Source organism: Natronorubrum bangense (assembly GCF_004799645.1).
Classification (GTDB): domain Archaea; phylum Halobacteriota; class Halobacteria; order Halobacteriales; family Natrialbaceae; genus Natronorubrum; species Natronorubrum bangense.
The window spans coordinates 260,102-280,904 of sequence record NZ_CP031305.1 but is presented as its reverse complement, the minus strand read 5'-3'; the positions used below and the strand labels follow the sequence as shown (position 1 = coordinate 280,904).

General features: G+C 62.2%; 24 protein-coding genes. 13 read left to right on the top strand and 11 right to left on the bottom strand.

What is annotated here, in order from left to right; translation table 11 throughout:
* Positions 1-82: 82 nt before the first annotated feature.
* From DV706_RS01365 to DV706_RS01355, 3 genes are all read left to right on the top strand, one after another.
* Positions 83-1,243, top strand: a complete 1,161-nt coding sequence (locus tag DV706_RS01365; protein WP_006067947.1) for a glycosyltransferase family protein — start codon at positions 83-85, stop codon at positions 1,241-1,243.
* Positions 1,244-1,269: 26 nt separating this feature from the next.
* Complete coding sequence (locus DV706_RS01360) at positions 1,270-1,746, top strand: DUF7109 family protein (RefSeq protein WP_006067946.1); 477 nt, start codon at positions 1,270-1,272, stop codon at positions 1,744-1,746.
* Between the two features lie 64 nt (positions 1,747-1,810).
* Entirely contained in the window at positions 1,811-2,401 is a 591-nt protein-coding gene (locus DV706_RS01355) for an NUDIX hydrolase (protein WP_049890020.1), read from the top strand.
* 154 nt (positions 2,402-2,555) lie between these two features.
* On the opposite strand, the gene DV706_RS01350 is transcribed toward DV706_RS01355, so the two are convergent.
* Positions 2,556-3,236: a DUF502 domain-containing protein gene (locus DV706_RS01350; protein ID WP_006067944.1), complete on the bottom strand. Its 681-nt coding sequence runs from the start codon at positions 3,234-3,236 to the stop codon at positions 2,556-2,558.
* 198 nt (positions 3,237-3,434) lie between these two features.
* Here DV706_RS01350 and DV706_RS01345 point away from each other — a divergent pair, with 198 nt between their 5' ends.
* Together DV706_RS01345 and DV706_RS01340 are read left to right on the top strand one after the other, a co-directional pair.
* Positions 3,435-4,214 (top strand): DUF7388 family protein, encoded by a 780-nt coding sequence (locus DV706_RS01345; RefSeq protein ID WP_006067943.1) that lies wholly within the window; start codon positions 3,435-3,437, stop codon positions 4,212-4,214.
* A gap of 165 nt (positions 4,215-4,379) precedes the next feature.
* Positions 4,380-5,564 carry an NAD(P)/FAD-dependent oxidoreductase gene (locus DV706_RS01340; protein WP_006067942.1) on the top strand — a complete coding sequence of 395 codons (1,185 nt, stop codon included), beginning with the start codon at positions 4,380-4,382 and terminating at the stop codon, positions 5,562-5,564.
* A gap of 24 nt (positions 5,565-5,588) precedes the next feature.
* Here DV706_RS01340 and DV706_RS01335 read toward each other — a convergent pair whose 3' ends face one another.
* Together DV706_RS01335 and DV706_RS21610 are read right to left on the bottom strand one after the other, a co-directional pair.
* Complete coding sequence (locus DV706_RS01335) at positions 5,589-6,038, bottom strand: Hsp20/alpha crystallin family protein (protein ID WP_006067941.1); 450 nt, start codon at positions 6,036-6,038, stop codon at positions 5,589-5,591.
* A gap of 208 nt (positions 6,039-6,246) precedes the next feature.
* Entirely contained in the window at positions 6,247-6,405 is a 159-nt protein-coding gene (locus DV706_RS21610) for a DUF7559 family protein (protein WP_006067940.1), read from the bottom strand.
* 114 nt (positions 6,406-6,519) lie between these two features.
* On the opposite strand from DV706_RS21610, the gene DV706_RS01330 reads away from it, so the two are divergent.
* From DV706_RS01330 to DV706_RS01320, 3 genes are all read left to right on the top strand, one after another.
* Positions 6,520-8,247, top strand: coding sequence for a radical SAM protein (locus tag DV706_RS01330; protein ID WP_006067939.1), 1,728 nt, complete (start codon positions 6,520-6,522; stop codon positions 8,245-8,247).
* Positions 8,248-8,368: 121 nt separating this feature from the next.
* Positions 8,369-8,773: a TRAM domain-containing protein gene (locus tag DV706_RS01325; protein ID WP_006067938.1), complete on the top strand. Its 405-nt coding sequence runs from the start codon at positions 8,369-8,371 to the stop codon at positions 8,771-8,773.
* Positions 8,774-8,955: 182 nt separating this feature from the next.
* Positions 8,956-10,320: a hypothetical protein gene (locus DV706_RS01320; protein WP_006067937.1), complete on the top strand. Its 1,365-nt coding sequence runs from the start codon at positions 8,956-8,958 to the stop codon at positions 10,318-10,320.
* A 17-nt stretch (positions 10,321-10,337) separates the two neighbouring features.
* Here the strand turns inward: DV706_RS01320 and DV706_RS01315 are convergent, their stop codons facing one another.
* From DV706_RS01315 to DV706_RS01300, 4 genes are all read right to left on the bottom strand, one after another.
* Positions 10,338-11,063, bottom strand: coding sequence for a heptaprenylglyceryl phosphate synthase (locus DV706_RS01315; RefSeq protein ID WP_006067936.1), 726 nt, complete (start codon positions 11,061-11,063; stop codon positions 10,338-10,340).
* Between the two features lie 128 nt (positions 11,064-11,191).
* Positions 11,192-11,899, bottom strand: a complete 708-nt coding sequence (locus tag DV706_RS01310) for a YkgJ family cysteine cluster protein (RefSeq protein WP_006067935.1) — start codon at positions 11,897-11,899, stop codon at positions 11,192-11,194.
* A 29-nt stretch (positions 11,900-11,928) separates the two neighbouring features.
* Positions 11,929-12,714, bottom strand: coding sequence for an MBL fold metallo-hydrolase (locus DV706_RS01305; protein WP_006067934.1), 786 nt, complete (start codon positions 12,712-12,714; stop codon positions 11,929-11,931).
* A 113-nt stretch (positions 12,715-12,827) separates the two neighbouring features.
* A complete protein-coding gene (locus DV706_RS01300; protein WP_006067933.1) occupies positions 12,828-13,109 on the bottom strand; it encodes a helix-turn-helix domain-containing protein in 282 nt (93 codons plus the stop codon).
* Positions 13,110-13,451: 342 nt separating this feature from the next.
* Here DV706_RS01300 and DV706_RS01295 point away from each other — a divergent pair, with 342 nt between their 5' ends.
* Both DV706_RS01295 and DV706_RS01290 read left to right on the top strand, forming a co-directional pair.
* On the top strand, positions 13,452-14,159 hold the full coding sequence (locus tag DV706_RS01295; RefSeq protein WP_006067932.1) for a class I SAM-dependent methyltransferase: 708 nt from the start codon (positions 13,452-13,454) through the stop codon (positions 14,157-14,159).
* A 147-nt stretch (positions 14,160-14,306) separates the two neighbouring features.
* A complete protein-coding gene (locus DV706_RS01290) occupies positions 14,307-15,206 on the top strand; it encodes a glycosyltransferase family 2 protein (RefSeq protein WP_006067931.1) in 900 nt (299 codons plus the stop codon).
* Positions 15,207-15,263: 57 nt separating this feature from the next.
* Here DV706_RS01290 and DV706_RS01285 read toward each other — a convergent pair whose 3' ends face one another.
* Positions 15,264-16,043 (bottom strand): DUF7839 domain-containing protein, encoded by a 780-nt coding sequence (locus DV706_RS01285; RefSeq protein WP_006067930.1) that lies wholly within the window; start codon positions 16,041-16,043, stop codon positions 15,264-15,266.
* Between the two features lie 176 nt (positions 16,044-16,219).
* On the opposite strand from DV706_RS01285, the gene artA reads away from it, so the two are divergent.
* Both artA and DV706_RS01275 read left to right on the top strand, forming a co-directional pair.
* Positions 16,220-17,236 (top strand): archaeosortase A, encoded by a 1,017-nt coding sequence (gene artA / locus DV706_RS01280; protein WP_049890003.1) that lies wholly within the window; start codon positions 16,220-16,222, stop codon positions 17,234-17,236.
* Between the two features lie 2 nt (positions 17,237-17,238).
* Entirely contained in the window at positions 17,239-17,949 is a 711-nt protein-coding gene (locus DV706_RS01275; protein ID WP_006067928.1) for a metallophosphoesterase, read from the top strand.
* A gap of 34 nt (positions 17,950-17,983) precedes the next feature.
* Here the strand turns inward: DV706_RS01275 and DV706_RS01270 are convergent, their stop codons facing one another.
* From DV706_RS01270 to DV706_RS01260, 3 genes are all read right to left on the bottom strand, one after another.
* Positions 17,984-18,463 (bottom strand): cupin domain-containing protein, encoded by a 480-nt coding sequence (locus DV706_RS01270; RefSeq protein ID WP_049890019.1) that lies wholly within the window; start codon positions 18,461-18,463, stop codon positions 17,984-17,986.
* A gap of 150 nt (positions 18,464-18,613) precedes the next feature.
* Positions 18,614-19,906 (bottom strand): NAD(P)/FAD-dependent oxidoreductase, encoded by a 1,293-nt coding sequence (locus DV706_RS01265; protein WP_006067926.1) that lies wholly within the window; start codon positions 19,904-19,906, stop codon positions 18,614-18,616.
* Between the two features lie 99 nt (positions 19,907-20,005).
* Entirely contained in the window at positions 20,006-20,140 is a 135-nt protein-coding gene (locus DV706_RS01260; protein ID WP_006067925.1) for a hypothetical protein, read from the bottom strand.
* 132 nt (positions 20,141-20,272) lie between these two features.
* On the opposite strand from DV706_RS01260, the gene DV706_RS01255 reads away from it, so the two are divergent.
* Entirely contained in the window at positions 20,273-20,728 is a 456-nt protein-coding gene (locus DV706_RS01255; protein WP_006067924.1) for an acyl-CoA thioesterase, read from the top strand.
* Positions 20,729-20,803 lie beyond the last annotated feature (75 nt).

Below are 20,803 nucleotides of genomic sequence, written 5' to 3'. Positions count from 1 at the left end.
TCGGCAGCTCGAGCGGCGGTCGGTGACAGTCTATCTCGCCGGAGTCGTGGCCGTTTTATCGATTCGGCCGAACAATCCACCGATGGAGTACGTACAGGAGCGAATCGCGACGCTCCACGATTTTAGCGGGACGGCTGGCCCGCCAGCGGTCCCCACCGCAGACGCAGTCGCCGAGACAACGATCGTCGTTCCGATGGCTGGACGCGAACACGGGAGTCCGGCCGCCGAGCGCGTGCTCTCGGAACTCGAGACGCTCGAGCCAGACCCTGCTGGCGTCTTCGTTCCGGTTCGCGCCGATGCCGACCAGATCGGCCCGTTTCGGGAGTGGCTCGAGTCGTTTGCGCTTCCGACTCGCGTCCTCTGGTGTAATGCGCCTGCGGTCGAGGAACTTCTCACCAGCGCCGGCCTGGCTGACGGCTTCGGGAAAGGGCGAGACGTCTGGCTCGCTCTCGGGCCCGCCGCTGCGGCCGGTGAGTATGTCGTCGTCCACGACGCCGACGCCCGGAGTTACGAGGCAGCACACGTCACTCGACTTCTCGCGCCGCTTTCGATGGGATTCGACTTCTCAAAGGGCTACTACGCGCGCATCGAAGACGAGCAGCTCTACGGGCGGCTCTTCCGCTTGCTCTATGCTCCACTCATCCGTGCGCTCGTGGCCGACTACGACGCACCGATCATCGACTACCTCGGCGCGTTCCGGTATGCACTCGCCGGCGAGTTCGCTGCCACCGCGGATCTCACCCGCCAGCTTCGGGCGCCACGTGCCTGGGGACTCGAGGTCGGGACACTCGGTGACGCCTTCGATCACGCCGGCTTCGACGGCTCCGCACAGGTCGACCTCGGCCGCCACGAACACGACCACCGTGCGGTCGCCGGCGAGACCGGCCTCGAGGGAATGAGCCGGACGGTCGCCGGAGAACTGCTGCGTGTCATCGAAGAGCGGGGTGTCGACCTCGATTACACGACCCTTCAGGAACGCTACCGTACGGCCGGCGACCGCATGATCGACCAGTACCGCGCCGACGCAGCGATCAACGGCCTCACGTACGATCCATCGGGTGAACGCGACCAGCTCGATCGCTACGTCGACTCGATCGCCCCACCAGGCCCTGACCGCCGGCTGCCACGCTGGATCGACGCACCGTTCGAACCAGCTGACGTCCTCGAGGCGACCGAACCTGTCTCAGACCGACACGACGAACGACTCGAGTCGGACCAACTCGACTCTAGCGCACAAGACTAATCTGACCACCCCCCGTTGTGGCGGATATGGATGCGACCGCCGACGAACTGGCAGGCGTGGTCGACCTCTTCGGCGGCTTGACACGGCCCGAACTCGAGCGAGCGCTCTCGGAAGCCGCGTTCCGGGCCGATGGCCAGTCCGTCGATGAGTCAGCCCTCGAGACGGCAATCGATGACGCACTCGAGTCGTTCGCACTCGTCCGATACGAGCGACCACACCAGGACGCCCAGCCGCTGTTGGTCGCCGGTCCGACGGCGTTTCCATCGGTCCCAACCCATGCAGAGGACGTCCCCCACATCCTTGATGTCGACCCGCGCGATCCCGACCGCGATGCACTCGGTGAGACGGCCCACAAACAGTTTGTCGAGCAACTCGAGGCAGCGATCGATGCTGGCGATGACGACCGGATCGATCACTTACTCGATGTCAGCTACGACCTCGAGGCGTGGGCACCGATCGACCTCACGGCCGAACGGAACAGACTGGAGGCGGCGATAGCGTGACCTCGTGGACCGAGCACCCGACCGACGACTCAATCCCGACCGTATGAGAGACGCGTGTGACAACATGCCACAGACGACGATGACCCTCGAGCCGGTCGCGGCACACGTCCCACTCGAGATTGACGATCAAGAGTACGACGCAGCCGTTCTTGCACCGATTATCGAGCGCGACGGCGAGGACCACCTGCTGTTTACCCGGCGGGCAGACCATCTCGGCGAACACCCCGGGCAGATGAGTTTCCCCGGCGGTGGCACCGAGTCGATCGACGAGACGATTCTCGACACCGCACTCCGGGAGGCACACGAAGAGATCGGCCTCGAGCCCCACGAAACCGAGGTCATCGGGCAACTCGACGATATTCGGACGATCACGGAGTATGCCGTCACGCCCTTCGTCGCCCGCGTTCCCGACCGGGAGTACGAGCGCGACGACTCCGAGGTCGCAGAGATCGTCGTCCTCCCGCTATCAGGGTTGCTCGACCCCGACAACTACGAGTACGAGCGCCGTGACCACCCCTACTACGGCGACATCATCATCCACTACTTCCACGTCGACGGCTACACCGTCTGGGGCGCAACCGGCCGTATCCTCGTCCAGTTGCTCGAGTTGACGACATCGTTCGAGCCGCCGGAGCAAGTCGATCGCTCGTATTAGTCGCGACTGTGGGGATAGGTCCGATACGCTGTTCTGAACGCGAACAGTGGTGGCTGTCGTGGACACGCAATGTGTCCCGACTCTCCCTGCAAACCAGTCCGTTGAGCGATACCTCGAGTGTCGTTTCCCACCACCGCTTGCGATGGTGACGCCCCTACTGCTGGCGCTTGCGATCCGTCTGGAGTTCTCCGACGACAGTGACCCCATCTTCGAGATCCGTCTCCGCGCGGTCTGCATCACCGAAGCCGGCGCTGACGACGCGTGTAAGCGCTTCTTCGACGGTTTCGTCCAGTTCAGTGATCTCCTCTGGCGACACCTCGAGGATGAACCCTGTGGTGATGTTTGGCGATGTCGGCAAAAACAGCGTTACACGCCCATCCCGGGTCGTTCGCCCGGTTTTGAACGCGGTCATCCGAAACCCATCCCACGTCTCGAGTTTGACCGGCGTCTGGAGGGTGCCTTCGGACCCGAATGTGGTCTCAGTAGCGGTTTTTGACGCATTGTAGATCACTCGAATGCCGGGGACACGATTCGCTGCGTAATCGACAAGGCCTTCGAGAAGTTCGCCGGTCGTCGTCTCGGTTACCTGGCCGATGGCGTACATCGTGAGGGCGAGAAATCCGACGAACGTGAGTACCCGCAGGAAGCCAGCCACCCGTTCGCGAGCGAACTCACTGGTGCCGGGAGCAACGATCTCGAGCGTGTCGGCATTGAGAATAATCCCCGGCGTCACACTCGCCAGAAACGAATAGAGCGTATACAGGAGAAACACCGTCACCAGAATCGGGAGGATAAGGATGAGTCCGCGTCCGAAATCACCTTTCACCGAGCTCATGAAGCCACGCTCACACCCAGATTCATGCGGGCCTCCTACGAGTAGATTGTGAACTTACGCGACCGAACCCGCTTCGAGAGAACGCCAGGTTTTTCCACACAGCAGTCACAACACGGCTAGAGTCGCGCAGACGACCCACACCATGATAGACGCCAGAACTGGCATCGTCGGGCGGGTCGTCGCGCGAGGTGAGTTTCGATGTTAACAACGAGTACCGTCGCCCGTGCTGGATTGGATGCAATCGCCCTCAAACCCGCCGAATGTGATCTCTCGGCTGCCGCGTCGATTCCGGTCGAAACGATCGCGATCGATTACGAAGGACGTGATCATCTCCCCAGTCACGAGACGCTCACGGCCCTCGCAGACGACACAGCAGTCTTGCTGACGACGCCCGTCCGGGTTGATGGCTTTGACCCGCTGGGTGACGACTCGCTGGTCGACGAGTTGCCCGACGCGGTCGGCCGCGTCCTCGTCGCGGGCCACGGTGCCTATCTCACCGATGAAGAGCGCGAGCGCTCCATTGCTCCCCGACTCGATGCAGCCCTCGAGACCGACCCAGACGCCTGGGTCGGCACCGAAAGCGTCGAGCGACTCGCGATGGCGACAGGGGCGACACAGTACGAACTGCTCGCTCGACGAACCGCTGCTGAACTGCAGGCGCTGCGAGCAGTCGGCTTCGAGGGCGAGATTGCCCTCTACGCCCCGACGGTTTTGACTGACGACGAAGACACCGTCCTCGATGCTGTCGGTGACTACGTTTCGCGACGACGACCGGTCGCTCGAGCGCTCCCCGAGGACGCCGCGACCGATGCGAGTGCAACCGGCCGTGCTCGAGAGGTCCTGCTCAAAGCCGCTCGCGACTACGCCCTCATCGGTGATGCAGACGAGATATGCGAACAGACCGACATGTTGCACGAGGCTGGTGCGACCACGATTGTCGGCTACCCGGCACAGGGACTCGAGCCGTTTCTCGAGTAACCACCACCGCTGTTTGTGACTGCGTTTCGAACGGCGACAATAACCACCCAGAGGTAAGTGGCCCCCGAACCCAGTAGCGCTCATGACGAGGATTGTCGCTTCCACAGTCGGTGTGAGAGAGCAGTGCCAATCGCAGGCCCGAACCGTGCCCACCGGTGATCGTCGATGACTGATTCCGACGAGCCAGCACTCGCCGTCGGCGCGGATGCGTTCACCCAGGACGGCGCCGGCCTCGAGGTCGCCGTGGTCGGCGCGGGTGCGATCGGCGCGACGACGGCTTACGACCTCTCTCGCTCGGGGGCCGATGTAACGCTGTACGACCGCGAGTCGATTGCAAGTGGTGCGAGCGGTCGAGCCGCGGGCGTCTGTTACAACGCCTTTGCAGGCCCGCTCGACGCCGAAATCGGTCGTGAGGCCATCGAACGCTTTCGGGATCTCTCGGGCGACGACACCTTTCCGTTCGTCGAATGTCCCTACGTCTGGCTCGCCCGAGAGGGGGAGCCAGATCGAGCCAACGCGATTCGCGACCAGATCGAGCGTATGCAGGACAACGGCACCATCGCACTCGAGGTCGATGCCGACGCGCTCGCAGACCGGTTCCCAGCGCTGTACACGGACGACGTCGCTGTCGCCGGGATCGCCGGCGCGGCTGGCTACACCGATCCCGCTGCGTATACGGCCTGTCTCGCTGCCGCCGCGAACGGAGCCGGTGCAACACTCGAGCCGAACACACCCGTCGAGATCCGAACCGATCCCTCGTGTGTCGTGCTCGAGGACGGCACCGAACACGCGGTCGACGCAGTGGTCGTGGCGGCCGGTGCACACACGAAACAGCTGCTAGCCGACGCCGGCATCTCGATCGCGATGAAGCCATACCGCGTACAGGCGCTCGTCGCGAGGGGCGATATTGACGAGCCGATGTGTTACGATGCGAGCGGTGAGTTCTACCTGCGCCCACATCCTGAGGGACTGCTCGCCGGCGACGGGACCGAATACGTCGAGGCCGACCCTGATGCGTACGACCGTGAGGCCAACCCGGAGTTCGCGACAGGGCTGCTCGAACGCGTTCGCCATCGGCTTCCCGACGTCGACCTCGACCTCGAGCGGGCATGGGCTGGACTCTGTACGGCGACACCGGATCGAGAGCCGCTGGTCGGCGAGCTACAGCCGGGGCTGTACGTCGCAACTGGGTTTCAGGGACACGGCTTCATGCGTTCGCCGGCGATCGGTGCGCGTCTCGCAACAGAAGTGTGCGGCGGTGAAGGGATCGATGCGTTCGATCCGACCCGATTCGATGGTGACGAGTCGTTCGAGATCATCGACGGGATGGCAGTTGACACAGAGCGCTGAGTGTGTCGTCGCCAGCAGTCGAGTTCACTCGTCGACAGTCAACTCGTCGGTTTCGGAGTCAGCCTCGATCTCCGATTCAGCTTCGCCGTTCTCGACTGCGGAATCTTTTGGAATGTCGATCCGCAGCGTCCCTGTTTCGGTCAGCGTTGCCCTCCCTGCGTCCGGATCGACGACCGCGTCGTCGGGGAGTTCGGCTTCGCCGTCGAGTTCCATCCCACGGCCGGGGAATCGCATCTCGTAGCTGTCGCGGAACTGGCGAAATCTGTTGATTCGGATCTTGACAGTGCCCTCGAGATATCTGACCTGAACGTCGTCGGGTTCGACACCCGGAGCGTCGAAGATGACCAGATACGCCGTGTCGTTTTCCAGAATATCAACAGGCAACGATCGGTGTTTCTGAACCTGACTGTGGGCACGACCAATGTTCCGATAGAGGGCGTCGCCAACCGACTTGTGGAGATCTCTGAAGCTCACTGGGAGTCACCCGTACTGGCTGCTTGCGGGGCCGCAGAGGGGACCTGGAGGTGCGTCGAGGCCATGGCTTGTCAAAATGTTACACGATCCGCATTCATATCTCTTTTGATAGAACAAAAGAAACGTCTGACACGTTCTTTGTTCATTAGTTATTACCTGTGGCCTCTCCGCTCTCCGCTGGCGGTTTCGCGTTCCCTGGCTCCGCCTGTCACAGCGACACTTTCTCGAGACAGTCGGTGCCGCCACAGACGGGACACGCGAGATCTGTCACGTCGAGATCGTCGGGGACGTCGTACGTGTAGTGGTTCTCGAACAGATCGAGAACACAGTCCTCGGCAGTGCAGACGAACTCTTCGGTCAGTGGCATACCCCGTGTAGGAGAACGACACGCATCAACGTCGGGGTTTCGGCGACTCGAGCACGATGGCGTGCGCTCGAGCGTGTAGTCACCGTTTTATCACTCGAGGCGCTACCGGGAGCTATGACTGCCCCCGAGACGCTGTCGGTGACGATCGTCGACGGCTACGTCGACGAGCCCGCCCACTTCGGGGTGCCGCCGTACATCTCGACGTACCCGCGGTATACGGCCGGCGCGCTCGTCGATGCGGGCGTCCCACGCGAACAAATCACATACCACACAATCGACCGGCTTCGAGACCAGCCCGATCAGTGGCGCGACGTCGACGAGGCCGACCTGCTGATCTATCTCGGCGGAATGACCGTTCCCGGCAAGTACGTCGGCGGCACGCCAGCCGAACCCGACGAAGTGCGAAAGCTCGCCTGGACCGCCACCGGCACGAGCCTGATGGGTGGCCCCGTCAAGTTCGGTGTCGGCGACGAAAACGCTGGCGCGACCGAGACCGAACGCCAGGACCTGGACTTCGATTTCGTCGCCAAAGGCGACGTCGAGGCTGCCGTCTACGACCTCGTCGAGAACGGCCTCGAGGGCTTCTCGAATCGGATGCGTGACGTCGAGGAAGTCACACGGTGGGCACAGGGCGGCGCCTTCATTGTCGACCAACACCCCAACCACCCCGATCATCTGATCGCCGAACTCGAGACCTCCCGTGGCTGTGCGTATCGCTGTTCGTTCTGCACGGAACCCCTCTATGGCAACCCCTCGTTCCGGCCGCCGCCGTCGGTCGTCGGCGAAGTCGATGCGCTCTCCAATCACGACGTGAAACACTTCCGAATCGGCCGGCAGGCTGACATCCTCGCCTACGGCGGCGACGGCGAGGCACCAAACCCCGACGCACTCCGCCAACTCTACAGTGGCATCCGCGAGGTCGCACCCGACCTCGAGACGTTGCATCTGGACAATATGAACCCGATCACGGTTGTCAACTGGCCGGAAAAGAGCCGGGAGGGGATTCGAATTATCGCCGAGTACAACACGCCCGGCGATACGGCTGCATTCGGCCTCGAGTCGGCTGACCCCATCGTCCAGGAAGAGAACAACCTGAACGTTAGCGCCGAGGAGTGTTTCGAGGCGGTCAAAATCGTCAACGAGGAGGGGGGCTGGCGACCCGGAGAGGATCCGGCCGAGGCGCCCACCGTCGGCGATGACGCGCCACGGCGACTCCCCAAGTTGCTTCCCGGCATCAACCTCCTCCACGGCCTCAAGGGCGAACGCGAGGAGACCTACGAGCGCAACCTCGAGTTCCTTCAACGAGTCTACGACGAGGGGTACATGCTCCGCCGTATCAATATCCGACAGGTGATGGCGTTCGACGGCACCGACATGTCCGATACAGGTGCCGAGATCGCCAACGAGCACAAGAAGCTGTTCAAACGCTACAAACAGCAGGTCCGCGAGGAGATCGACAAGCCGATGCTTAAACGTGTCGCGCCGCCGGGAACCGTGCTTCCGGACGTCCACCTCGAGTACCATCAGGACGGGACGACGTTCGGCCGCCAACTCGGCACCTATCCGCTGTTGGTCGGGGTGCCGGGCGAACGCGACCTCGGGCAGACGATCGACGTCGCCGTCGTCGACCACGGCTATCGATCCGTCACCGGCGTTCCGTATCCGCTCGATCTCAACGACGCCTCGATGGATGAACTCACCGCGATCCCCGGTATCGGCGACCGGACCGCAGGCGATCTCGTCATCAACCGTCCCTACGACTCCGTCGGTGATGCCGACCTCGAGACCGAGTTCGACCTTGCCCAGTTCATGACGACGCGATCGCTCGAGCACGCAGACTGACCCAACTGCGGCAGAACTGGCCTGCTCGAGTAAATACTAAGGAAGGTGCTGTGAAAATAACGGTTTCCAGTCGGTAGTTCTATTATGGAGGCCCGTCAGAGGTGAGACTGAGGGTCTACCTGTGGAAATATCTGAAAAACTCCTGTGTCTGTTCAGTACGGAGGTCTCGGCAGAGGAGGACCGATACGTCATCGAAGTACCACGTCAAGAAGTCGAAACTGGGGATATCGACCCGGAGGACGTCTACCGCGTCGCACTCATCTCCCGTGACGAGGCAACTGATACCGAAACGCCGACGGCACAGCCACAGAGCGCGCCGTCAGAGCCACAGCCACCGGTCGACGTCGGCGAAACACGCTACGTCGAGATCGAAGACATCGGCAAGCAAGGCGACGGTATCGCCCGCGTCGAACGTGGCTACGTCATCATCGTTCCGGGTGCTGACGTCGGCGAGCGCGTCAAGGTCAAAGTCACCGAAGTCAAATCGAACTTCGCTGTCGGCGAAATCATCGAAGAGACGTTCTGAGGAACGACCGTTTTGAGGCAGTTGGCTGGTGTTACAGCCACCAACCCCACGCCTCACACCAGTCTGTCACACAGCACTCGCTGTGCGGGCCGTACGCGACGCTCTGAATACGTCAGACCGTTCTCACAGGGACACTGTCCCGACAGCAGAACTATATACTATCGAAAGAGTGCGTTTGACGAATGCGTCGCTCAATCGTTGTCGCAGCGGTACTCGTCACTATCGCGTTGCTCTTCATCGGTGGCCCATCGCTCCTGTTTTCGCCATCAACGGCCGACATTGCACCGGAAGAAGACGACGCGTCGGATCCGGAGATCGTCACTCCGGATGGCAGCGAGAGTGGATTCTGGCCGTATCTCAATGCTCGTGAGGCCCACGAGAAGCGGAGTCCGCTGAACGTCGTCGTTCGGGGCGATACCGAGACGATCGTCCAGCAACTGAAAGACCACGGTGACGAAGACTGGGAGGAGACAGATCACGACCATTTCGATGCTGCAGAACTCGTCGATTCGGTGGCCAACGGAAGTCACGAAGACAACGAAACCGTCGGTGGAGATCTCGCCTCCGAAAACGGTGATTCGGAACAGCTCATTTCACCCACCGAAGTGCCGTGGTCGAAAGCCGACGGTGCGACCCGGCTTGCCTACTTCGACCCAGGAACCGGTGACGACGCCTACTGGACGACCGAAACCCTTCAACTGGAGGACGGTGAGTACTACGGCTACCGGTATCACATCCGGATGTACGAGGGTCCGAACCAGGACGATCAGTGGGTCGTGATGCAGACCCACTCGGAGCATTTCGATTGGTTCACCCTTCGACACCGCGTTGACGGCGTCGAAAAGGCCCAGTATCGCCTCGAGAAGGACTTGATGTCGATTCCTGCAGTCGACGAACGCGAAGACGTGGCCCGGATCAATCTCGGAAACAGCGGCCCCTCCGATGCCGACGGCTGGGCAACGAAAGTCAACCTCATGAGTGCGACCGTCCTGCTCACGGTTGGCCTTGCCACCCGTCGTGACGGGTTGCTCGAGCCAGCGAAATCGAAACTCGATGCACAGCTCACCGAGACCGATCGAACACGCATCGAAGCCGCTACTGACCGGATCGAAGCCGGCCACCTCGTGCTCCTCGGAACGATCATTACGATTATTCTTGGGGTTCGGGTTATGGGTGTCGCCCTCGACCGTCACGTCGGATTCCTGTCGGTCCACATGATCGCAGCACTGCTGTACCCGTTTATCGCCCTCGGGGTACCGATTTCGACGTACCTGATCGCTCGCGGGCTCACCAGTCGACTCGATGCTGCGGTCGCCGCGTCGGGTTCGCTTGCCGTGGCGATCTGGCTCGACTACGGCTTTGTCAACCTGAATTCGCTCCCGATCGACGTCGTGCTCCAGCGGATACTGGTTGTGATCGCGCTCGGATTGATCGCCGGCGGGGCGGCCAAACGCGCAACACGGACGTCACCGGTCAACGATATGCTACTCGCTGGCGTCGCGATGTGGGTGCTCGTCCTCGTGGGAACGCTGTTCGGCTACCTCTAACCGTCCACAACGACTCGCTACTCCGTCGGAATCGTCGTTCGAAACCGCTCGAGATCGTCGTGAAAACAGTCACCGACGACGATCGCATCCGCACCAGCCGCGAGAATCTCGGTCGCTTTCTCGCGGCTGTCGATCCCACCGCCGTACAGCAGCGTCGTCTCCTCGAGCACGCGAGCGGCGGCTTCGACGTCTTCTGGGCCGCCGTAGCGTCCAGCGTACTCGAGATAGAAGATCGGAAAGTCGTACAACAGCTCCGTCGCAAGGGCAGCGCCAGCGACCTGTTCAGGTGTGTACGCCGCATCGACGCCTGACGCGGCTGCGGCCGTCGACTCGAGATGCTGGATCACGTACCCCTCGCCGAGGATGGGCGTTTCGAGGAGCGCGGTCGTCCCCTCGCCGGCCACCGACGCCACGTTGCGCCCGAGTTCAGTGAACATGTCGACGTGTTTGCCCACGAAATGGTCGCGGTCGCCGTTGTAGACCGCTGGGACGGCGATTGCATCGACGGCGTCGACCGTTTTCTGGGAGACGTGGGTCGGACTGGACGGCTCCTGAAAGACCGGTGTCGTCGGGAGCGCGTCCGTGATGGTTCGAATCGTCTCGAGTGCGTTGGCCGCGGTGACGCCGTCAGAGCCACCGACGACCACCAGATCGGTTCCCTCGAGTGCGTCGAGAGCAGCCGGCAGTGGTTTCGCCGGATCGACCTTCGTGACGTGATCGATCTCGTCCCAGTCGGTATCCATACTAACCAGTTCGGTGACGTAATGCAACTCTCTGTCGGTGGTCACACCCTGTCGCTGTCTCCCGCAGAGTCAATCGGCGGTCGCGGGTGCGCCGGCCTGCCGTCACCACCGCTCTCAGCCCGCCCCGCTTACTCCTCGAGTGGCGTCCCATCGACTCGCTTTGGGCCCTCGGAGTCGTGGACGACAACCTCGCCGGGAGCCGGCGTGGCGGGCGCGTAGGTATCTCGGACGGCGATCGCTTCCTCGAGTTCACGAACGGCCCGTTCTTTGAGCGCCCCGGCGAGTTCCTCGGCGTCCTCGCGGGAGATCTCCCGTCCGAGCCCCTCACACTCGTGGGCGCGGAGGACCCCTTCCTCGTCGTCGGCTTCCCGTTGTGCCGGGAGCGCAACGCTGTCGACGGCCTCGCCCATCGGCTGACTGGTCCCTGCAAGCGCCACGCTGAACGGATACGTTTGACAGATCAGTGGGCGATCGTCGTGGGCCGTACAGCCGCCGACGCCGTCGGTCTCTTCATAAAACACACAGTCACCACAGCTGTCAGTCTGGAGCGCCCACTCAAACGTTTCGCCTTCGAGGTCGCCGTCGTCGGTCTCGGCGAGGCCGTAGGGCATCGGGCGAGCGATGTCACGCCAGTCGGCTGCGCTGTCGTGTGTGTCACTCGCCTCGAGGTCTCGTATCTCGTCGGGAAAGACGGTTGCCGTATGGTCGTCCTCGGCCTCGCCCGTACAGCACGCCCCACAGCGGGTACACTCGAAGCCAATCGATTCGATCGCGTCGGCGAGTTCGTCGATCGACAGCTGGCGCGCCGTGTCGAGTTCGGCTTCGAGGGATTGCACACCTGAAGATACCCGCCAACGGGCAAAAGTCAGTCGCTCGCGGTCGCACGGCTCCCGTCCCATGCGAGTCGTCTCTCGACGGCGAGTTTCTCGAGATGGGCAACGACGGTCGCTCGCGCGAGGTCACGAACGCCAGTGAGGTCTTTCTCGTAGGCGGTTTCGAGGATCTCGTCGAGCGTTGTCGAACCGGTTTCGACCGCCTCGAGGATGCGCTGTTCCCGCCGTCGTCGGTGGGCGAGCAGTCGCTCTGTGGTGTCTCTGGGCGCCTCGATCGCGGGGCCGTGACCGGGCCACAGCGTCGGTGGGTCGATCGCCCGGAGACGACGCAGGCTCGTCACATACGCCCGCATGTCGCCCTCGGGCGCGCCGACGACGACGCTCCCCTCGCGGACGGCACAGTCGCCACACAGAATCGGACCGCCACGCCCAACCTCCAGCGACATGTGATCGGGGGCGTGGCCAGGCGTCTCGAGCAGTCGGACGTGGTCGTCACCGAGTGGAATCGTCGCCCGCGGCATGAACGTTCGGTCTGGATCACAGCCGACCACGTCCCGGAAGCGGTCAGTGCGGCCGGTTCGAGCCCAGACAGTCGCGTTCGTTTCCTCGGCGTAGGCGGCGACAGCACCCACGTGGTCTGGATGGGTGTGGGTGACGAGAATATGCTCGACGGTGTGGGCTCGAACCAGTCGGTCGAGGTCGTCGGTTCGTGCCGCCGGATCGACCAGCATTGCCGGCTCCGAGCCAAGCAGATAGGCGTTGGTTGTCCCAGTTGGCGCACGCGTCGTGACCGGGACCGAACACCGGGTGACATTCATAGCTCGACAGTCGACAGGTGGGCACAAATCACTGACGAGAACGGCTGTCCTGGCAGGTCCGACGGTGTCACGTTTCTCCCAACCCCGTCGGCGTAAGCCGGGGGTCGACAGACTCAGTAGTTGAGGTAGTAGACCTGTTTGCGCGCGTCGCGGAAGCTGTATCGGGAGCCGATCAGGCCGACGTCCTCGAGACGGTTGAGAGCGTAGCGAACAGTTCGATCCGGCAGCAGCGATTCCTCGGCGAGTTGACCCTGAGAGAGCGGCGAATCGGTTTCCAGGACCTTCGCAACGAGTTTCGCACTCGGTGGTAACTCACGCAAGCGGTCACGGTATTCGTCCTCTGAAAGCGGTTCCTCACCAGCAACACCGCGGTCCTCAGCTGTCGTCGTACTCATACCTACGTCACCGGAATCGCCAATGGTAAAGCTTCCCTATATGTGGATACGAACAGTCCAGTTTGTATAAGGTCTACCCATAGAGTATTAATACCGATTGTCGAATTGCGGCTCCCTCTTTGGGTTCGAGTTATATATGGCACGTTCGAAACGACCATCCCAGACCGGTCGACTGTCAACAATCTCGTCGCGAGACCGGTTTGTCGGACCGAACCGACTCCTCCCTCAGCGATAGATATGTTAGTCTGTTGGGAGATCGTCCGTTGGTGGGACGATCTGTCTCCGGCTCGCCGATAGACTCCAGTATCGTTTTATCCTCCCGCTCCTGTAGTTTCGCCCAGTGTGAAAGGACAGGAGTGGTACCAAGCCGACGACGTCGCCGAGGAATACGACGATAAGCGGTTCTCCCGCGGTGGCCAGCTGATCGACCGCCGGGAGAAAAAGGCTGTCCTCGAGGCTATCATGCCTATCGAGGGGCAGAACATCCTCGAGATCGCCTGTGGTACCGGGCGATTTACGGTGATGCTCGCCGAGCACGGCGCCGACGTCGTAGGACTCGATATTTCGGCGGCGATGTTACAACAGGGACGTACAAAAGCGCAGAACAAAACACTCGAGGGAACGCTTGAGTTCCTTCGTGGTGATGCGGGACGACTGCCGTTCCCGGACGATCACTTCGATACCGTCATCGCGATGCGGTTTTTCCACCTTGCGGACGATCCCGAAGCGTTCCTCGAGGAGATGCGCCGGGTCTCTCGAGACCAGATCGTCTTCGACACGTTCAATCGGTTCAGCGCCCGCAGTATCTACAACTGGGCACTGCCGATGGGGTCGAGACTCTACTCGAAGAGCGAAGTGAGCGTCTTGCTTGCCAAGACGAACCTGACGTTGATCGACGTCGAGGACGATTTCATCGCGCCGTACGGACTTTACCGCGCGATCCCGAACAAACTCGCCTCGCCGATCCGAACGCTCGATAAGACGATCGGCAAGCTTCCAGTCAGCGACCATCTCGCGTCAGTGTCCTACTGGAACACGCGAGTCCGCTGACAGCAGACAGCCCGCTGCCATCTCCTGAACGGGGGTGCGCGTGTCGCTGTCATCGCGGCACCCCGGCTACTGGTGTCGACTCCGAGACGTTCGTCTCTCGGTGACGAATCCCCGTAATTTTACTATCGATGGATTCTACCAGAGAGTATGGAGCTCTCGGTAGTCGTCTCGACGCTCAACGACCGAGAGCAGTTACTCTCGTCTCTCGACGCGCTCGCGGAGCGAACGCCACCGTCGACAGAACTCATCGTCGTCAACGGCCCGTCTTCGGACGGCACGACCGGCGTCGTCCGTGAACGCACCGACGTCGATGTGCTCGTTGAAATCTCCGAACGGAACCCGAGCGTCTCGCGAAACGCTGGTCTCCGGGCTGCCGAGGGCGATGTGATCGCCTTCCTCGGTGGCGAGTGTGCGATCGAACACAGCTGGTACGACGCCATCGAACGCTCGATCGCAACCGGCACCGACGTCGTCACTGGCCCCGTGACTGGTAAACAGCGGGACCACGATCCTCGGACGCCGCGGACCGTCGCCGGCCGTCGCGTGGTTCATTTCGACGGCGACAACGTCGCGTTCGACCGGACCGTCCTCGAGGCCTTAGATGGGTTCGACGAGTATCTCGAAGACGGCGGCGAACGGGACTGTGCCCACCGTGTGGCCGGGCTCGGCTTCGATACTGACTGGGACGCAGAGATGGCTGCTCGACGCGAAGTCGGCACTGATGGTGGCCAGACGGATCGCAACTGGGGGACAGCGTATCGATCACTGTCCTATCGACTCGCGAAAAACTACGGCCCTCGACCGACCGTCCTCGGGCGGACGATCGGCAGCGCCCTTCGTGACGGGTCGGCGGGAGTTCGCGGTGTTCTCACCGGGGAGGAGACGCCGACGGGCTGGGTGTCGGACGGGACCGATGTCGTCTCGAACGCCGCACGTGGACTGCGAGATGGGCTCTCCGCTCGCTACACCGATCGCTCGAGTCAACGAAATCCGAACGGGCTGTCGGTCCGACACGATCGAGCGGTCCACGTCTACGATCGTCGGTAACGGGCGTTGCAAACCAGTCCGACGACAACTCGAGTCTCCGTGTTTCGACCTTTCACGCTATCCTTCGAGGACTTCGTACGAAACGTCGGCATCGCGGAGCGTATCGGTGACGCGGCCGACCTCGTTGGTCGTCGCAACTGCGGTCACATCCAGCCCTCGTTTGGCACCCTCGGCAGCAACCTCACCGGCGGCGAGTGTTACGGTTGGCTCAGCCCCATCCTGTCGACAGGCGACGACGGCTTCGACACCCGCCGCGACGACCAGATCGGCATCGGCACACTGTTCGGCGACGAGCTCTGAGTCGGCTGCTCGACTGCCACCAGTCCGAACGGCAGGTATCTGAAGGACGGTAACGGAGCCGGGCTCGAGATCCATGACGCCCTCGAAGCTCGTGACGCCGACGTCGGTCCCAGCCTCGGCGTCGGTCGTTGCAACACCAGTCGCTGGCCCCTCACTACCGGGACTTGCGTGGAGTAAGCCGTTTTTCACCGAGAGCGTGACGGTGTCGCCTTCTTCGATGTCGTCGGTTGCGATGTAGGCGGCCTCGCTCATCGCACCCAGAATGTCTCCGGTGATGTGGTCGGCAAACCGGCGGACGTCGTCGGCGGTCCGGAAGAGCCAGTCGACGCCTTCGTTCGTGACGCGATACCGCGAGCGGCCTTCTTTCTCGACGAGGCCGTCATCGACGAGTTCGCGGATGTACTCGCTGACGGCCTGACTCGTTACGCCGACTTCCTCGGCGATCTCTCCCTGACTGACGGCGGGCTGGCGCTCGGCGATCTGGACGAGAATCCGAAATCGCGTCGCGGTCCGCTTGTTATCGAGGACGTCGACCATACGTCTACTCTTTCCCGACCGAGGCAAAAAGGTACGCGGTCGGCGACAGCTGTTCCGGCTTTTCGACGCGTCTGTGGTGGCTCGGCGGTGCCAGCGCACTCTCGAGTGCGGGAATCGCCGGCTGGAACGCAAGGCGTCAAGTTGATAGCGAACGCGTCCTTCAGTCTTTCACGAATATGCCGTCCCTACCTGCTGGGACCGACACGGTGTCGGTCGTCGGCCTCGAGCGTGCAGGCACGACCGCACTGACGCCGGCGATTTTTAGTTCCATTCAACTAACAGACGTGTTAGCATGGGTCTCTATCGCTGCGTTTTTCGTGGCGTTAGTTCTCCGCTGGCAGGGGGCTTTCGAGCCGGCACGGTATCTCGCGACAGGTGCCTGGATCACTTTCGGTGGGTTCTGGCTGACGATGGTGCCATACTACTACTACGAGATGCAGAGCCCGTTGCAGACGGTGCTGGCGCTCGTTGCGCTGCCGCTGTGTGCGTACGCCGGCTATCTCCTCTGGGGCGGGCGTGACTCGCTGTTTCTCCTCACGAAAGCGATCGCGTTTATGGGGCTGATCTACTTGCCAGCCGAAACGATCCCGGTCTTCCGAGCGTGGCTGATCGAAACCACGGCAGTCCAGACCCACTATGGGATGGAACTGCTCGGTCACAGTCCGGGCATCAATGAGGGGGCAAACGGCTACGAGAGTCGGTTCGACTTCGACCCCGACGAGACCGTCACTGGACGAACGACCTACATCATCCTTGCTTGTACTGGTATCGGGAGCATGGCCATCTTCGGTGGCCTGATCGCTGCCGTGAAAGCGCCGCTCAGACGGAAGGCGACTGCCTTCGCCGCCGCAATCGGCATCATCTGGCTGCTCAACCTCTTCCGGAACGTCTTCATCGGCCTGGCCTCCCCGTGGGGCTGGTTCCAACAGGAGTGGCTCGTCTCCATTATGACTACTTACATGGGTGCCGAAGAGAGTCGTGTCTCCTTTCTCGTCGCCCACAACTACATCGCTCAGTCGCTATCGATCGTCGCACTGGTCGGGATCACCTACCTCGTCGTCAAGATCCTTCCCGAAGTGCTCGAGCCGCTCGAGGAGGTCCTCTTTATTCTCACTGGCAACGAATACGACCTCTTCGACGCTCTCGGCAAGGATCGCGTGCGCGCTGACGGTGGTTCCGGTCACGACAACTAACTGTGCCTCCTCGCGTCGACCTCCCGTTTTCGCCGATCGAACGCGCACTCTTCGTGCCTGCAGCCGACACGCTCGTCATTGCCGACGTCCACCTCGGCCGCGGGGCTGCCTCGAGCGTTGACGCACCGATCGACGACGCCAAAGCGATTCGCGATCGACTCGAGTCCCTGCTCACCCGAACCGACCCGGAGACGGTCGTCGTCGCCGGCGACGTGCTACACGCCTTCGATGGCGTGCCATGCGGTGTCGAACGCGATCTGGCGGCGCTCGAGGACACAGTCGACGCGGCCGATGCCTCGCTTGTCGTCACACCAGGGAACCACGACACGATGCTCGAGACGGTGTTCGATGGGACCATGGTCGGCGAGTACCGGCTCGCGGATGACGAGACGGTGGTCTGTCATGGCCACGAACGACCCAAGACGGACGCGACGCGGTACGTCATCGGCCACGACCATCCCGCACTGTCCGTCGACGGACGCAAACGGCCCTGCTTTCTCTACGGGCCGACCGTCTACGAGGGAGCGGACGTGATCGTCTGCCCAGCGTTCACGACGCTTGCTGGGGGCGCGACGGTCAACGAAATGCGTGCTCGAGCGTTCCAGTCACCGCTGGTCACCGACGCAGATGCGTTTCACCCGGGCGTCTGGGATGACTCGAGCGAGGAACTGCTGTGGTTTCCGCCGCTGGGAGCGTGTCGGCGGCTGCTGTAGTGGCCGTACTGGCAGCGACACCGGAACGAGCGTCCTACTCTCCATCCCAGTAATCGACGTCGTCGTCGATGGGATAATAGCCGTGGAGTGACCGTTCATCTCGGCCGCCAGGCGGTGTGCCGACGAACACACCCAGTTTCTCCGAATCGGGGTACACTGTCACGTCCGGCTCGTTCATCGTCGAGACCATGAGATATCGAAGCGGCGTTTCCGAGTCGTTGATCACCTTGTGGCCACCCGTTTCGTTGGCTGGAAAAGAGACGTAGTCGCCCTCGGTGAGTGGATAGGTTTCATCAGCCAGCCGAAGCGTTCCCGTGCCCGCGAGCACGTACATCGCCTCTTGGTTTGCGGTGTGGTAATGGTATGGCCACGATTCGTGTTCAGCCGGGAGTTCATAGAGGCTACAGCCCAGTTGGTCACCGTCTGTCTGCTCACTCAACTGCTTTCGCCGAACGTGCATCGCACCGTGTTCGAGCGCTGTCCACTCGAGTTCGTCCTTGTTCACAGGGCACATGAGGTAGGCTACCAGGCCAGCGATCATAGTCGTTTATTCGGATTCGCCGTCGATCACACGGCGTTGCGTCCGGAGCGAGGGCCCACTGATACGCGAATTCGTGCGGCTCTCGAGACGACCGGTCGACCGGCGCCGGATCAACACAGGACGCTACAGCGAGTAATCCTCGAGCACTGCCTGCGCTGCGTCCTGGCCGCTTCGCATCGCACCCTGAATCGACGACCAGCGGGTGTAGTCGCCGGCGAGATAGACGGTTCCCGGTGGATCTCGCGTGTCGGGGAGTCCGTTATGAACCCCCGGTGGCTGGTCGAACTGAGCGAACTCGATCCGGTCGGTCCGAAGCGTCTCGAGCGCGTCGAACCGCTGGTCGGGATACCACGTCTCGAGCGCCAGCTGCGTCCGTTCGGCCAGCTCCGACTCGCTGTGGTCGGGCTCGCCGAGATAGGTCGCGCTGATCAGCGTCGTGCCATCAGGAGCGTGCTCCGGGGCGACCGCGCTGTGGGGGACGATGTGGTTCGGCGCGTCGTCATCGACTGCGTTGAGCAGCAGTCGTTTCCCAGTCTCGAGGTCCGCTTCCGCTGGCAACGCGTAGTACTGGGTCACGCAGGCCCGCGCGTCGGTTGGTATCGACTCGAGGCCGGTAAGCTCACGAGCGGCCGGCGGATCGGTCGCGACGACGACCGCGTCGGCCTCGACTGTCTCCCCATCGGCTGTCGTCACTGTCGCGGACTGGTCCGCACTCGAGACGGCTTCGACCTCGACTCCGGTCTCGAGCCGCCCGCCGGCGTCTCGGACGTGACCTGCAAGCTGGGCTGGAATCGCACCCATCCCCGCGGCCGGGACTGCAGCCCCGCCGTCGGCGAGGGTGGCGAACGTGTACTCGAAGACGCGACTCGAGGTCGACAGCGACCGATCGAGGGTGATCCCGCCGTAGAACGGTGCGAAAAAGCGCTCGATAAAGCGGTCGGAGAAGCCGCGTTTGCGAAGATAGCGTTCGATCGACTCGTCTGCCTCATGTTTGCCGTCGAAAAACTGGTCCGGATCGACTCGGCGGAGTTCCAACCAGAGCCGGGCGACGCGGAGTCGATCGCCCATTGTTACGTCGTCGTTCGTCAGCGTCGCGGGGAGTGTACTCGGCTTCTGGCGTGGATCTGCGAGCACTGTCCGGTGGTCAGTGCCGATGATGGTCGCCCCCGACGTGAACCGACGTAGCTCCAGGGCTTCGAGGTCCAGCTCACGCTGAACGGCCGGATACGTCGGAAACAGAACCTGGAATCCGCGATCGAACCGATACCCGTTCTGGTCGTGTGTTCGAACACGACCGCCGACGGTGTCACGACGTTCGAGCAACGCTACATCAACACCGTGGTCGGCAAGCCGGCGTGTCGCAACCAGCCCGGCGAGCCCACCACCGACAACGACGACCTGTGGAGTCGACTGCATGCTCGAACGATAGACAGGAACGCACAAAGGCGTAGGGCCAAACGGTGGCTGGCGGTTTCCGACTCAGGTGCCAACCTCGAGCCACCGAACGATGGGCTGTCAGAGACCCGCGAGCAGTCTGAGTGCGACCCCGAGAAGAATCACGAGAATCCCAAGGATCGTCGCAACTGGTGGGATTGGAATGAACAGCAGTACGATACCGGCAAGGATCACAATTGTCGAGACTCTGACCATACAACAGTGTCGTGATGACGATAGGTAGCGTTGTGGCCGGCATTGACAGCGTCACAAAAACCCAACTCGAGACACGTCCGACTGGTTGCCGTGGCCGGTACGGCTTTAACGATCGCAGCGGCGGTACGTCGTATGGGTGCCACTGACAACACCGGACAGCCCGAGTTCCAACCCGTCTTCGAAAACCGTGTTCGATTCGCCGAAACCGACCAGCAAGGGATCGTCTTCTATGGCGAGTACTTTACGTTTCAGGACGAGGCGATCTCGCAGCTCTTTCGGGAGATCGATTACGGCTACGATCGGATGCACGAGAACGGCTGGCAGGTCCACGTCGCAAACACGGAACTGAACTACCGCAATGCGGCCGAGTTCGGCGACGTTATCATCAACGAAGTTCGCGTCGTCGATATCGGCACCGCGAGTTTCACCTCGGAGTATCGGGCAGTGCGCGCAGCGGATGGTGAGTGTCTCGCCGACGGCACCGTCACCCATGTTGCCGTCGACCGCGAGACCGAAACCCCGACGCCTATCCCCGAGACGTTCCGCGAGGGTGTGGCCGCGTTTCAGGGCGGACTCTCGAGTGAGTGATAGCCGGAGACCGGCTCGCCGTCGTAGCCGGTCGGCCAGCTCAAAAAACGGTGAGAGACCCGCTGTGCGGCGACT

What these genes read in the sequence shown, in the direction of transcription:
- DV706_RS01365 (WP_006067947.1), top strand. Translation starts at nt 83, where the DNA reads ATGGAGTACGTACAGGAGCGAATCGCGACGCTCCACGATTTTAGCGGG.
- DV706_RS21610 (WP_006067940.1), bottom strand. Translation starts at nt 6,405, where the DNA reads ATGCCACTGACCGAAGAGTTCGTCTGCACTGCCGAGGACTGTGTTCTC.
- DV706_RS01345 (WP_006067943.1), top strand. Translation starts at nt 3,435, where the DNA reads ATGTTAACAACGAGTACCGTCGCCCGTGCTGGATTGGATGCAATCGCC.
- DV706_RS01315 (WP_006067936.1), bottom strand. Translation starts at nt 11,063, where the DNA reads ATGGATACCGACTGGGACGAGATCGATCACGTCACGAAGGTCGATCCG.
- DV706_RS01285 (WP_006067930.1), bottom strand. Translation starts at nt 16,043, where the DNA reads ATGGTCGACGTCCTCGATAACAAGCGGACCGCGACGCGATTTCGGATT.
- DV706_RS01340 (WP_006067942.1), top strand. Translation starts at nt 4,380, where the DNA reads ATGACTGATTCCGACGAGCCAGCACTCGCCGTCGGCGCGGATGCGTTC.
- DV706_RS01305 (WP_006067934.1), bottom strand. Translation starts at nt 12,714, where the DNA reads ATGAATGTCACCCGGTGTTCGGTCCCGGTCACGACGCGTGCGCCAACT.
- DV706_RS01360 (WP_006067946.1), top strand. Translation starts at nt 1,270, where the DNA reads ATGGATGCGACCGCCGACGAACTGGCAGGCGTGGTCGACCTCTTCGGC.
- DV706_RS01265 (WP_006067926.1), bottom strand. Translation starts at nt 19,906, where the DNA reads ATGCAGTCGACTCCACAGGTCGTCGTTGTCGGTGGTGGGCTCGCCGGG.
- DV706_RS01355 (WP_049890020.1), top strand. Translation starts at nt 1,811, where the DNA reads ATGCCACAGACGACGATGACCCTCGAGCCGGTCGCGGCACACGTCCCA.
- DV706_RS01270 (WP_049890019.1), bottom strand. Translation starts at nt 18,463, where the DNA reads ATGTGCCCTGTGAACAAGGACGAACTCGAGTGGACAGCGCTCGAACAC.
- DV706_RS01350 (WP_006067944.1), bottom strand. Translation starts at nt 3,236, where the DNA reads ATGAGCTCGGTGAAAGGTGATTTCGGACGCGGACTCATCCTTATCCTC.
- DV706_RS01320 (WP_006067937.1), top strand. Translation starts at nt 8,956, where the DNA reads ATGCGTCGCTCAATCGTTGTCGCAGCGGTACTCGTCACTATCGCGTTG.
- DV706_RS01260 (WP_006067925.1), bottom strand. Translation starts at nt 20,140, where the DNA reads ATGGTCAGAGTCTCGACAATTGTGATCCTTGCCGGTATCGTACTGCTG.
- DV706_RS01330 (WP_006067939.1), top strand. Translation starts at nt 6,520, where the DNA reads ATGACTGCCCCCGAGACGCTGTCGGTGACGATCGTCGACGGCTACGTC.
- DV706_RS01255 (WP_006067924.1), top strand. Translation starts at nt 20,273, where the DNA reads ATGGGTGCCACTGACAACACCGGACAGCCCGAGTTCCAACCCGTCTTC.
- DV706_RS01300 (WP_006067933.1), bottom strand. Translation starts at nt 13,109, where the DNA reads ATGAGTACGACGACAGCTGAGGACCGCGGTGTTGCTGGTGAGGAACCG.
- artA (WP_049890003.1), top strand. Translation starts at nt 16,220, where the DNA reads ATGCCGTCCCTACCTGCTGGGACCGACACGGTGTCGGTCGTCGGCCTC.
- DV706_RS01290 (WP_006067931.1), top strand. Translation starts at nt 14,307, where the DNA reads ATGGAGCTCTCGGTAGTCGTCTCGACGCTCAACGACCGAGAGCAGTTA.